Raw genomic sequence first — 11,613 nt, forward strand, 5'->3', positions numbered from 1 at the left:
TATACTTTCGGGTTTTCTCTTGTTGGGAGTGACCGCGAAAGTCCATTTACGGTTGTTAATCTTGTGGAAATACTTGTCAGCAACCCAATACTTCCCCTTTTTCGGGTGTCGGCGTTGTGCCCACTGCCATAACTTTTCGAAGATCAGTTTGTCAGCTTTCCTGAAAGTCTTGGATGATACGGAGTAGCGATAGTAATTCGCCCAACCCGTTATGATCGGGTTCAGTAGTCTTATCAGGGATTCCTGTTTTGCTCCCTTATGAGCTTCGATGGTTTTCCGGATTTTGACCATAAACCTTTTCAGACTCTCTTTTGACGGTTTTATCAGAAGTTTTCCGTTATACTTGCGAATGTTGTATCCGAGAAAATCGAATCCTTTGCCGATGTGAGTTATCTTCGTTTTTTCTTCTGACAGGGTAAGCCCCCTTGCATGGAGAAACTCACGAACAATAGGCAAGATCTCGTTTTGCAACAATTCCTTCGATGCTCCGGTGATTACAAAATCATCGGCGTACCGTATAAGGTGTACCTTGTAGCTGGTATAGACGCCCTTTTTACAGTGTGTCTTAAACCGTCTTTTCAGTACCGCCTCCAATCCGTCAAGGGTCATATTGGCAAGGGTCGGCGATATGATACCGCCTTGCGGCGTGCCTTCAACCGTCGGGAATAGCTCGGAGTTGTAAACAAAACCACTGTTCAGCCATTTGCGGAGCATCACTTTATCCATCGGGATATTATTCAGCAGCCATTCGTGGCTTATGTGGTCGAAACAGCCTTTGATGTCCCCTTCAAGTATCCATTCGGGCGATACGTCTTTTGCGAGTACACAGAAGCATTGTTCCCTTGCATCGAACGTGCTTCGTTCCTTGCGGAACCCGTAGGAGTTGTTGTCGGCTGTCGTTTCAGCTACCGGCTCCAATGCCATCAGATACAGCGCCTGCATAGCCCTGTCTTTCATGGTAGGAATACCCAACGGCCGTTGTTTGCCGTTCTTTTTGCTGATATAGACCCGTTTCAACGGTTGGGGATTGTATCCCCTGCGTTTCAGTTCGCTGATTGCCTGAAACTTCGCTTTTGGGGTTTTCCATAATACACGGTCAACCCCTGCTGTCTTTTTACCTTTGTTAGAGGTCACCCGCTTTACGGCCAATGCTTTGGCGTAAAACGAATGCGTTAGCATCCACTGTAAAGCTTTCACTTTACCGTATCTGCCTTCTTTTTGAGCCTTTACAATACGTGCTTGTAGCTTTTTAACCGCAATTTCGCACCGGAGCCAGTCTATGCTGTCCCAAGCGTTCGATTTTCGGTCAGTCGATGCACACGAAATTTCTAATTCGTTCATTTGCGTTTCAACTTTAAAAAGTTCTAAAAGTTTCTTGTAAAGAGTCACCATGCGGAAGTCTGCCCGCTTTCGCGTAGGGTAACGTTGAAACCCCTATCCGCCCCATTACAGGACGGCATTCGCTTTTTCCGCATTCCTGTGCCTGCATCCCGTTCGGCCTTCCTTACGGTCGGCTTACCTGTTTTCGTAGGAGAGATACAGGTTTTCCATGTTCCGTGTAAGTGACAAAGAGAATGGGTTAGAATCTGTCATTCCGCCGGCAGCAGTGTGGTTCGTGTAACCCCAGACTGGAGAGGGTTATCCTCGCTGCACCCGTTTCCGGGCTTGAGCCTGTCAGTATCGTTTGGCTCATTCAAACTAACGACGTTTAGCGACAGTTCACATGTGTTATTCATACCATTCAAGCCAAGCTCCCGCGCCGTCTGATACTGACGACGATTGTTTTCCCCTCACGGTTCAAACTGCCCCTTTCGGGCGGGCTACCTTGTCTGGGCAGCTTAATACAATTAAGGTGCATCTGCCCATAGGCTACTGCTGACGAAACAGCAGGTTTAATCTTTGTTTTATGTCATACTCGATGACTTAAATTATTTGTTAAACAATCACTTACACGACATCATGTCGCACCCAGTCCTGTTTATGTACGACCGTAAAATCCGGTAGTACGCGGATTGCCTTTGCTCATGTCGCGTGCATGGCTTCGTAATCCTCGCCCGCAACGGTGAACAGTTCCGGCAATTCGACACGAAACGCTACCGTAATGTCGGCTTCCTTGCTGACGATGCAGCCCTGTTCAACGGCCAGCAGCGGGAATTTCCGCTCCAGCGTGGTAGTTTTCAGCGTGCTATACATGGCTCGAACGGATTAGGCGCTTCACACGGCGACGGTTGGTGATGCGGCGGGGATGCAGCTTTACGGCCAACGCTTTCATAAGCCCATACGTGCCGTATTTCTCATTCAGCCTGTATGTCAGCATCACGACCCCGGCGGCCAGAGCGCCACCGACACCCAGGCAGAGGAATTGACCCACGCCGCACATATACAAGACGACGACGATCAGGAATGCCCCGATAAGTCCCCCGGCGCAGATGAAAAGGTACTGGCTTCGCAGTCCTTTAAATTCGACGGGCGCATCCACGCCCTTATGGATTTCGAATGTTGTCATATACTAATACGTTGTGCCGAAAAATGATTTTAAGACCGTGGCGCAGACGATCAGAAAGACGCACGCCCCCATCCAACTGGCGCAGGTCTTTGCCGTGTCCGGGTCGCCGGAACTGAATTTGCCGTAGACTTTTACGGCTCCGATCAACCCCACGACGGCCCCGATTGCGTAAATCAGCTTCACGGCAGGTTCGAAGTAGCCGTTTACCATTTGCGCAGCCTGACGGATGCCCGCCGAGCCGTCGCCCGTCTGCGCCGAAGCTGCCAACGTTCACAGCATGCCCCAAGCCGCGAAGAACAGAGCGGCGAAACGTTTACGGCGCGAGGGCCGGGCCGGATTAAGCGGAGTAATCATAAATTTTCTGTTTTTACTTTTCATAGATAATTTGTGTTTTTGATTTGGTGAAAAACTGCCGACCGCCCATGACGGCCGGCAGCGAACTATGGAAAATGTTATCTGACGTATTTTCGCCGTTCATAAACGGCACTTCCGTCGTCAGCCGGAATCAAAAAAATCCTTTCTCATAGGCATTTGGTTTAAGTTAGACATCCGTTATACAAAATCTTCCAGACGAAAAGCCCGGTCAGATTTTTTATTCTCCCGCGGAGGTGCATCGTCCTCCGCGTGCAGGTCCTTTGTAATCATGTCGAGCATGACCGCAACATAGCCGTCTTTGCCATTCAACTGATCTAAAATCGCCTGCTCAATCTGCGAACCCGAAACGGCCCGCATGGCCCGCCGTGCCGTGGCGATCTCCTGCTGCGTGGCACTCTTGCCTTTCGAGAAAACCGAGAGCAGAACCAGCAGGTCGTCAGCATCGACAGCTCCCGGCTGCGGCCCCTCGTCGGTATTTGCCATGTGCCGCATATATTCCTCGTCCTCGTTGTAATTGTCGCTCTCCGGCGGCGGTGTCGGGTGCGAAACGGCAGGAGCCGAGCCGTCCGGAGCGTCAGCTTCCGGGGGCGCAGTCGGCGGTGCTTCCGCTTCCGGGGGCGCAGTCGGCGGTGCTTCCGCTTCCGGCGGTTTTGCAGGTTCCGGCGGCGGTGTCGGTTCAGGTGCAGGTGCAGGTACAGGCGGCGGATCGTACTGATAACTCCGGTGTAACGCAATATCTTCCGTCGGCTGCGCTTCCGGCTCCGCTTTCACCGCCGGAGCGGTTATACGATGCAGCCAGCCTTTCACCTTTTCAATCCGACGCCCGAAAAGCAGGTAATTTAAACGTCCCCGGTATATGTGGCGGTCCAGCAGCATATATACCGAATAGGCCAGTCACAGGGCTATCATCGCTTTACAGAATATCGGCATGGCTGCGGCTTATTTCGTTAATCCGGTCCTTGTGTGCTTCCAGATGTTCACGCAGGATATTGTCGATATATCCGGCAGTGGTAAGTTCCCTGCCGCCGATACGCTTCACGATAACCTGCAAGGCATCCCGCACTTCGCGCTCCATGTAGACCGAAACCCGGTTTTTCAGGTTGTGCGGCCGCAGGAACTTCGCAGCGTATTCCGGGACGTTGTGTTCCACCTGCATCCGGACGCAGGTGCATCCCTCGTCCCGCGTATCGGGCGGACGCTTCTCTTTGCGTCCCGTGAAAAAAGCGATTCGCAGCAGTCCCCGCCGCATTCGTTTGTTCATGTGTTTTTTTGTCATAACTTGAATTTTTTTGTGGTTTCAATTAGTTCGTTTATCTCGTCCCGGTATTGTTCCAGATGATTGTCCAAAATATTATTTACATAGGCTTTCACGGACATATCATCAGATCCGAGCATCCGGACAATCCATGCCAATTTTTCCCGTGTACTCCGTTTTATCCGGCAAGAGGTGTCCGGCAAGCAGTTTTGAGGACACAAGAAAATACGTTTGTATTCGTTACCGCAATCTTTCCCTTTATTATGTCCTGCGTTTGTTTCGGATTGCCTAACGATAACTTGTGCCGACCGTGTGATTTGGGATTCCGTCTGCATTTCCGGTGGAGGAGTTTCCGGTGGCGGAGCCGCTGGCGCTTGTTTCGGAACCAACCGCGGCGGTGCATCAACCCCACCGATCAAGTTGCGAATCATATCCTCGTCAATCGGCTCATAGCGTCCCTGTTTCTTTGCCATAGCTTATATGCCGATTGTCGTACATATTTCATCCATTAGGGCGGCCATTCCGCTTTCGCGGAGGAAAGTTCCGTCCGAGCGAAACAACGTTGAGCGGTACACCGTGCCGTCCGCATCTGCCAACTCTCGGCTGAACTTCGAACGCATCTGAATCCGGGAGATATAAACTTTCATATCGAGTGTAGCCAATATCCTTTCGTAAAGGGTATAGATATTCGTCCGTTCCCGGCGGTCCTCCATGTTCCAGAACAGAAAGACCTCTTGAATGTTCGTAGCTGGATTTTCAACGAATTTATCGTAAACCGTCTGCGCGAAGTTCAGCGTACTTTGCATCACAAGACGGTCGGCCCGCATAGGGATAAAGAGATAGTTCAGCAACGAAATCATATAGATTACGCCCTTTGTGCCCATAGTGCCCGGCAGATCATAAAGCACCACGTCATAGGGTTCCGATTCGCTGGCGAGGAATACCTGCACGTCGTTCTCCGCGTTTTCCGGCGTTGAGCGGATCACCGGGTAGGCTTTCTTTTGGAGCCGTTCGAATTGCCGTTGAAGCATGAGCTTATAGGCATCGTTTTTCATAACAGCCTTTTTTTCGCGCTCCCGTAATTCGACGATACTGTTTTGTGGAAAGTCACAATCCACGACCAGCACATTCAGGCCCCGGACATAGCGCAGCCAAGAAGCGGCCAGAATCGTGAGGGTCGATTTGCCAATACCGCCTTTTTGGTTGGCAAATGAAATAGAAATAGGTTTCTTGTCCATAATTTTACTTTGGTTAAATTCTGTTTGTTTCTCATATTCAGTCGGCCTTGCATCTTCCCAAACCCAGCATCTTTCCGGCTCTTGCGTCTTGCCTGACCCTGCGTCTTACAGAATCCGCCATCTTTTCGGCTCTTGCATCTTGCCTGACCCTGCGTCTTACAAAACCCGGCATCTTTCCGGCTCTTGCATCTTGCCCGACCCTGCGTCTTACAAAACCCGGCATCTTTCCGGCTCTTACGTCTTGCCCGACCCTGCGTCTTACAAAACCCGGCATCTTTCCGGCTCTTGCATCTTGCCCGACCCTGCGTCTCACAGAACCCGGCATCTTTCCGGCTCTTGCATCTTGCCCGACCCTGCGTCTCACAGAACCCGGCATCTTTCCGGCTCTTGCATCCTGCCCGACCCTGCGTCTCACAGAACCCGGCATCTTTCCGGCTCTTGCATCTTGCCCGACCCTGCGTCTTACAAAACCCGGCGTCTTTTCGGCTCTTGCGTCTTGCTCGACCCTATGTCTTGCAATATTTTAATGCTGTTACTGCCAGAACCCGGCACAAATAAAAGGGTGAAACCGGCTGAAAGATACCTCGACGGACATAAACGGACACGAACGGACAAAAATGGACTATCCAACGTAAAGATTTTGCCCTTACCTTTGCAGCGGGAAGATTACCTATTCGGTATAGAGGTTTAAAGGATTGACGTCGTTGCCCGCGGCAACTCCTTTTCGTCCCGTGGGGACGGATTTTATTTGCGTAGAGCAAATAGCAAGATATGTTATTGTAATACAACGTGCCTTTTGTATTACACTAACGAAAAACCGGAAAACTGTGCTGGTCAATCTCCCAAGTCGATTAATCTTAAAATATCAGTTTATGGAAAAACAGAAACGGGTCATAGACCCCAAGAGTTACATGCACACATTCCGGTTGAACGAACAGCAACAGGTGCAGTTTGAGAAAATGATGTTAACGGCGGGCCAGCGCAGCCAGTCGAAATTTATCCTCTCCCGCATCTTCGGCTGACCGTTCCGGGTCGTTCAGACCAACAAGGACGCGCACGACTACTACCTGCGCCTGACGAATCTTTACGCCCAAATCCGGGCCGTCGGGGTCAATTACAACCAGACCGTCAAAGCCATCCACACCAATTTTAACGACCGCCGGGCCGTGGCTCTATTGTCACGGCTGGAGAAGCACACCCAGGAATTGACGGTCTTGTTTGGACAGGTCGTCCGCCTGACTGAAGAATTTAATCGCAGATGGTCGGTCGAATAACGAAAGGCGCATCCATTCGCGGCGTACTGGAGTACAACGCCGGGAAAGTGCGCAATGGCGAAGCTACCGTTTTGTACGGAAATCTGGTTTTAGGCGACTGCGAGCAATCCGACACGTTCGATATGCGGCGTGCCCTGTTGAGTTTTCAGCCCTACCTCGATACCCGGAAGATCAAAGACCCCGTATTCCATGTATCGCTGAATCCCGACATTACCGACTGTCTGACCGATGCCCAACTTACGGAGATCGCCCGCGAGTACATGGAGCGCATGGGCTTCGGCCAGCAGCCCTACTACGTATTCAAACACCGCGACATCGACCGCGAACACATTCATATCGTTTCGGTACGCCTGCGCGATGACGGGTCGATCATATCGGACAGTCAGGACAGGCCCCGGTCGAAAGCGATTTTGCAGGACATCGAACGCAGGTACGGCCTGCGGCCCGCCGTCAAAGGACAGGAGCAGCGGGAGTTCGACACCGCCCGCCGGGTCGAGTACGGGCGCGACAACCTTAAACAGCAGATGAAGTCCGCCGTACGGCTTCTGGCCGAGCAATACCGTTTCGGCTCGATTTCCGAGTTCCGAACGCTGCTGAACCTCTATAATGTCGATTTAGAAGAACGCAGGGGCGAAGCCGACGGCAAGCGGTGGAACGGCATCGTCTACACCGCGACCGACGAACGGGGCGCGTGGGTCGGCACACCGATCAAATCCTCGGCCCTGACCCTGAAAGGAGGCTATAAGTTCTTGCAAAAGCAGATCGCCAGAAACGATGCCGACATCAAATCCGAGCAAATAAAAGGCCCTATCCGCGCGGCCGTGGCCCGCGCCATGCACCGCGCCCGGACACAGGACGAGTTCGTGCGCCTGCTCAAAGCCGACGGTATAGACGCCGTTTTTCGGCAGAACGCCACAGGCCGCATTACGGGAGCGACGTTCATAGACCACCGGACGAAAACCGTGCTGAACGGCTCCCGGCTCGGTAAGAGTTATTCGGCCAATGTCTTTCAGGAGTTGTTCAACAATCCCCATGCGGATCGGGCATCGCTGTTGCCGAAGCTCACGGCCCCGGCTCCGGCAGCACCCCGGCAGCAGGCGGACGAACAAGCCAAACCGCAGCGTTCCGAAACAGCCGCACCGCCGCGCGTCGTGCCGCCCGTAGGTCAGACGGCAGAACAGCCGCCCAAGCCCGCCCCGACATCTCCGCGGCAGACGGAGAAGATCCGCACGTCCCCGCGCGGATTATCTCCGCGCCCGGCGCAGCCCGCACCCCGCAGCATGGGCGAAAGCCTGTTCCATGCAGCGGGCGACCTGCTGGAACAGCTCACCGAAGACGGCCCCATGTCGCAGGAGGAGTTCGAAGCCATGCGCCGAAACCTTTCACGCAAACACAAACGCCGCAAGAAGCAGGGTATTTCACGCTAACAGAAAAGGGCGGTTCCGATTGAACACAGTGACGCAACTCCACTTAATGAAGAATCCAATGCAGAAACCGCCCCCGGAGCAGGTCGGGAAACCCGCCCACCCGTAGATGCCGCGCAAACAGGCTGCCCGTTTCCATACGGAGCAGGACAGCAAGACCAGATTTTAAGGGGCCGACCTTTCAGGCAGGATTTATTAGCTACATCCGAAAGACGGGGATTGTTATTTTGCGCGGCATAACCTGTCGAAACATCCCGATTGCGTCCGTGCCCGAAAGGCCGGACTAACATAGGGACAAACGAGCGTACCGCCGCATACAGCGATACGGCGGAAGCATCAGCCCCGGTTTCCTTACCGGCATGCCGGGGCTGTTTATATGATGAGCGGAGAAGATTCGAAAAACGGGGGAGGGAGTACGGGTCCCATCCCCCTACCCCAAATATTGCCTTATGAAATTCGACGAATGGGCATAACAATTTTGGGCGTATCAATTCACAGGAACGCAATAAACGTACCTTGCCGTTTGCTGAATGACGGTGTAAAGATATAACTTTTCGATTATAATAGTGAAATTGACTGAATAGACCGAAAAAAGGAGCAGCCGGATAATAACTATGCCAAGTTAACTTATCTCGCTCGGCTGCTCCCGCAGGTACGCGCGCATACCTGTTTATCATTGAACCCCGGCAGGCGCTTGCCACCGGAACATACCGATTCCGCCCGCTCCCAAGCAGGGGGCGGGGGCAATCCGTATAATTTATTGCATTTCGAGCGCGACGGGGTTCCATAACTTCATGGGATTGTTGGAAATATGCGCCCCGGATAGGCATAAAAAAGGGGGCGCGGTGTCAGCCCCATACGCAGATCATAGGAAACCCGAAATTGGTAGCTGTCCTGCGCCCCTGTCGTGTCCCGCCAAAAAATAAGCGGGACATAACAAGGACTGACAACCATTATACCAATTTCAAACCCTCCCGAAAGAGGCTCCTATGTTTGCGTATGGCATAAAGAGTTGTTTACCCTTTATAGTTATGTCCGTCGGCTATGCCGAGTTGTGATAATTCCGCATAATGGTCTGTTTTGGTTTCTTTTAAGTAGCACCCGCTACCCCCGTAGGAAACTTTTGCAGACTATTTGCAGGATTGTTAAGCAAATATACGGAAAATATGGACAGGTCAAAGCGGTTTACCAACTTTTTTCATAATTTTGTAGTTATGAAAAAGAGCGTCAACTTCTTACCTGAAAAGAAACAATCCGACCTGAAACAGCTTGTCGATCTGGTTCGCCGGAACATAAAGGATGTCGGTATGGTTATCCTATACGGCAGCTATGCCCGGAACACCTATGTCGATTACGACCAGCGCATTGAGTTCGGCGTACCGACCTACTTTATGAGCGATTACGACATAGTGATTCTGACGCGCAAGCCAATCGGGGCGATTCAACACTCACTTTATTCCAAAATCAAAAATCAATTTTTCGAAGATAAAAACCGCCCGTTTCACACGAAGCCCCAATTTATCAATTACGGGATAGATGATTATAATTATGCATTGACAAAGGGGCATTATTTCGAAACAGAGATAAAACGCGAGGGAATTATCCTGTATGATTCCGGAGAATATAAATTGGAACGTCGCCGTAAATTGGATTTCGACGAAATTGCAAAAAGGGCGCAGAAATATTATGATGATAAATTTTCAACTGCCATTAAATTTTTAAAAGGCGTTAAATTTTATTACGGAGATAGCGAATATAAATTGTCGTCATTCATGCTCCATCAGGCAGCAGAACACTTTTTGCGCACTATAGAATTAGTATTTACATTATATAGCCCAAAGGAACACGATTTGGCCGAATTTATGGATCGCTGTAAGCGGTTCACGACCAAAATATTCAAAGCATTCCCGCGCGACACACCGGAAGAAGAACGGCTTTTCGACCTCTTGCAAAGGGCTTATGTCGAATCCCGGTATAATCCCGACTTCGAAATCACCAAAGAGGACATCGACGCGCTGCTGCCGAAAGTCGAACGTCTGCGCGACATCGTGGAACGGGTCTGCACGGCGCAGATCAGCTACTATGCGCAGCAGAGCGAGAAATAACGCCCGGAAGTCGGCGGCAAATCGAGTTATTAGAAAAATTCGAATAACTGCCGACACCAGAATCAGCCCCCACAACCCGAACTTATGAATGATATAACCGTTATCCAAAATAAAATCTACGAAATCCGCGGCCTGCGCGTGATGCTCGACTTCGACCTTGCGGCATTATATCAAGTCGAAACGAAACGATTAAAAGAAGCTGTGCGACGTAATATCGAGCGTTTCGAAGGCGATGAATTTATGTTCGAACTTACCGAAAAGGAATACGCGGACTTGAGGTCGCAAATTGCGACCTCAAGTTGGGGAGGTCGTCGTTATCAGCCATTTGCGTTTACGGAACTGGGCGTTGCCATGTTGTCGAGTGTTTTACGCAGTAATACTGCGATACTGGTAAATCGGGCAATTATGAAAGCCTTTGTCGCTATGCGTAACTACATCGCCACGACGACGACACTGACGGCCGAGCTGTCCGAAATCCGCGCGAAACTGGCTTTGCTGGAGCGTACCGACGAGGACAACGCCGAGGCCATAAACGACCTTTCGGAAGATATGCGCAGGGAGCTGGATAATATTTATGAAGCCATTGCCGCCCTGTCTATCAAAACCCCGCAGGCCCGCAAGCAGCCCCGGCCGATAGGATTCAAAAAGCCGGACACAAAATAAACCGGACAGAACCCGAACAATGGAAATAGCTGTAATCCAAAATAAAATCTACGAAATCCGCGGCCAGCGCGTGATGCTCGACTTCGACCTGGCACCACTGTACCAAGTTCAAACAAAAGTTTTGAAACAGGCGGTACGCCGTAATATCGAACGATTCCCCGCGGATTTCATGTTTGAAATAACCATAGATGAGTATAACTCATTGAAAGACAGTTTGAGGTCACAAATTGTGACCTCAAACAAAGGAGGTACGAGATATATGCCTTTTGCTTTTACTCAAGAAGGCGTCGCTTCGTTATCCGGGGTATTACGCAGTCCTGTCGCAGTCAATGTGTACATAGAGATTATGAGGGCATTTGTTGCCATGCGAAATTATCTGACCAATCAACATGTAATTTCCGTAGAACTTTCTGAAATCCGTTCGAAGCTCTCCCTGCTGGAGCGGGCCGACGAGGATAATGCCAAGGTGATCAACGATCTTTCCGAAGATATGCGCAAAGAATTGGACAATATTTATGAGGCTATTGCCGCCCTCCCGGTCAAGGTTCCGCAGGCCCGCAAACTGCCCCGGCCCATCGGGTACAAAATATCAGAGAGTAAGAAATAATCTCGACCTCTTCTGCCGCTATTACGGCATCACCCAGACCAAGTTCTTCCGGGATTTGGAAATGTAGTTTAACCCGTTGGTTGAATTAAAAAGTTAGTAAAATGACAAATGAAAGGTTGTGCATATTTCTGGTTTTTAGTAACTTAATAGCATCCAAACTATTGAG

General features: G+C 50.8%; 13 protein-coding genes and 1 pseudogene. 6 read left to right on the forward strand and 8 right to left on the reverse strand.

Annotation, left to right across the window (positions count from 1 at the left end; translation table 11 throughout):
* The 8 genes and pseudogenes from ltrA to BHV64_RS08625 form a co-directional block, all read right to left on the reverse strand.
* The coding region (gene ltrA / locus BHV64_RS08590) for a group II intron reverse transcriptase/maturase (RefSeq protein WP_288115743.1) at nt 1-1,341 on the reverse strand (1,341 nt) is incomplete at its 3' end.
* Between the two features lie 684 nt (nt 1,342-2,025).
* Nucleotides 2,026-2,193: pseudogene (locus BHV64_RS08595) on the reverse strand (DUF3875 domain-containing protein); the annotation flags it as partial.
* On the reverse strand, nt 2,186-2,506 hold the full coding sequence (locus BHV64_RS08600) for a DUF4133 domain-containing protein (protein WP_018697502.1): 321 nt from the start codon (nt 2,504-2,506) through the stop codon (nt 2,186-2,188). The gene BHV64_RS08600 and the pseudogene BHV64_RS08595, both read right to left, overlap by 8 nt.
* Nucleotides 2,507-2,509: 3 nt before the next feature.
* Complete coding sequence (locus BHV64_RS08605; protein WP_050794757.1) at nt 2,510-2,773, reverse strand: DUF4134 domain-containing protein; 264 nt, start codon at nt 2,771-2,773, stop codon at nt 2,510-2,512.
* A 285-nt stretch (nt 2,774-3,058) separates the two neighbouring features.
* Nucleotides 3,059-3,757 carry a hypothetical protein gene (locus tag BHV64_RS08610; RefSeq protein WP_195559910.1) on the reverse strand — a complete coding sequence of 233 codons (699 nt, stop codon included), beginning with the start codon at nt 3,755-3,757 and terminating at the stop codon, nt 3,059-3,061.
* A 37-nt stretch (nt 3,758-3,794) separates the two neighbouring features.
* Nucleotides 3,795-4,157 (reverse strand): DUF3408 domain-containing protein, encoded by a 363-nt coding sequence (locus tag BHV64_RS08615; RefSeq protein ID WP_279016252.1) that lies wholly within the window; start codon nt 4,155-4,157, stop codon nt 3,795-3,797.
* Entirely contained in the window at nt 4,154-4,609 is a 456-nt protein-coding gene (locus BHV64_RS08620; protein ID WP_083923907.1) for a DUF3408 domain-containing protein, read from the reverse strand. Before BHV64_RS08620 ends, BHV64_RS08615 begins: the two co-directional genes overlap by 4 nt.
* A 3-nt stretch (nt 4,610-4,612) precedes the next feature.
* Entirely contained in the window at nt 4,613-5,374 is a 762-nt protein-coding gene (locus BHV64_RS08625) for a ParA family protein (RefSeq protein WP_288115742.1), read from the reverse strand.
* 872 nt (nt 5,375-6,246) lie between these two features.
* Here BHV64_RS08625 and BHV64_RS08630 point away from each other — a divergent pair.
* The 6 genes from BHV64_RS08630 to BHV64_RS08650 all read left to right on the forward strand — a co-directional run bounded on the left by BHV64_RS08630 (nt 6,247) and on the right by BHV64_RS08650 (nt 11,447).
* Nucleotides 6,247-6,396 (forward strand): hypothetical protein, encoded by a 150-nt coding sequence (locus BHV64_RS08630; RefSeq protein WP_229100553.1) that lies wholly within the window; start codon nt 6,247-6,249, stop codon nt 6,394-6,396.
* Between the two features lie 51 nt (nt 6,397-6,447).
* On the forward strand, nt 6,448-6,648 hold the full coding sequence (locus BHV64_RS13275; RefSeq protein ID WP_349911367.1) for a hypothetical protein: 201 nt from the start codon (nt 6,448-6,450) through the stop codon (nt 6,646-6,648).
* Nucleotides 6,633-8,075, forward strand: a complete 1,443-nt coding sequence (gene mobB, locus BHV64_RS08635; RefSeq protein WP_018697495.1) for a conjugal transfer protein MobB — start codon at nt 6,633-6,635, stop codon at nt 8,073-8,075. The genes BHV64_RS13275 and mobB overlap by 16 nt, the downstream gene beginning before the upstream one ends.
* 1,211 nt (nt 8,076-9,286) lie before the next feature.
* Nucleotides 9,287-10,177, forward strand: coding sequence for a HEPN domain-containing protein (locus BHV64_RS08640; protein ID WP_026318681.1), 891 nt, complete (start codon nt 9,287-9,289; stop codon nt 10,175-10,177).
* Between the two features lie 84 nt (nt 10,178-10,261).
* On the forward strand, nt 10,262-10,840 hold the full coding sequence (locus BHV64_RS08645) for an ORF6N domain-containing protein (protein WP_195559912.1): 579 nt from the start codon (nt 10,262-10,264) through the stop codon (nt 10,838-10,840).
* Between the two features lie 19 nt (nt 10,841-10,859).
* Nucleotides 10,860-11,447 carry an ORF6N domain-containing protein gene (locus BHV64_RS08650; RefSeq protein WP_195559913.1) on the forward strand — a complete coding sequence of 196 codons (588 nt, stop codon included), beginning with the start codon at nt 10,860-10,862 and terminating at the stop codon, nt 11,445-11,447.
* The last annotated feature ends 166 nt before the right edge of the window (nt 11,448-11,613 follow it).

Source organism: Alistipes sp. 56_sp_Nov_56_25 (genome assembly GCF_001915285.1).
In the GTDB taxonomy this organism is placed as follows: Bacteria; Bacteroidota; Bacteroidia; order Bacteroidales; family Rikenellaceae; genus Alistipes; species Alistipes shahii.

Excerpts from the sequence above, each read along its gene's own strand:
- BHV64_RS08600 (WP_018697502.1), bottom strand. The coding sequence starts at position 2,506 with ATGACAACATTCGAAATCCATAAGGGCGTGGATGCGCCCGTCGAATTT.
- BHV64_RS08610 (WP_195559910.1), bottom strand. The coding sequence starts at position 3,757 with ATGCTGCTGGACCGCCACATATACCGGGGACGTTTAAATTACCTGCTT.
- BHV64_RS08615 (WP_279016252.1), bottom strand. The coding sequence starts at position 4,157 with ATGACAAAAAAACACATGAACAAACGAATGCGGCGGGGACTGCTGCGA.
- BHV64_RS08620 (WP_083923907.1), bottom strand. The coding sequence starts at position 4,609 with ATGGCAAAGAAACAGGGACGCTATGAGCCGATTGACGAGGATATGATT.
- BHV64_RS08625 (WP_288115742.1), bottom strand. The coding sequence starts at position 5,374 with ATGGACAAGAAACCTATTTCTATTTCATTTGCCAACCAAAAAGGCGGT.
- BHV64_RS08630 (WP_229100553.1), top strand. The coding sequence starts at position 6,247 with ATGGAAAAACAGAAACGGGTCATAGACCCCAAGAGTTACATGCACACA.
- mobB (WP_018697495.1), top strand. The coding sequence starts at position 6,633 with ATGGTCGGTCGAATAACGAAAGGCGCATCCATTCGCGGCGTACTGGAG.
- BHV64_RS08640 (WP_026318681.1), top strand. The coding sequence starts at position 9,287 with ATGAAAAAGAGCGTCAACTTCTTACCTGAAAAGAAACAATCCGACCTG.
- BHV64_RS08645 (WP_195559912.1), top strand. The coding sequence starts at position 10,262 with ATGAATGATATAACCGTTATCCAAAATAAAATCTACGAAATCCGCGGC.
- BHV64_RS08650 (WP_195559913.1), top strand. The coding sequence starts at position 10,860 with ATGGAAATAGCTGTAATCCAAAATAAAATCTACGAAATCCGCGGCCAG.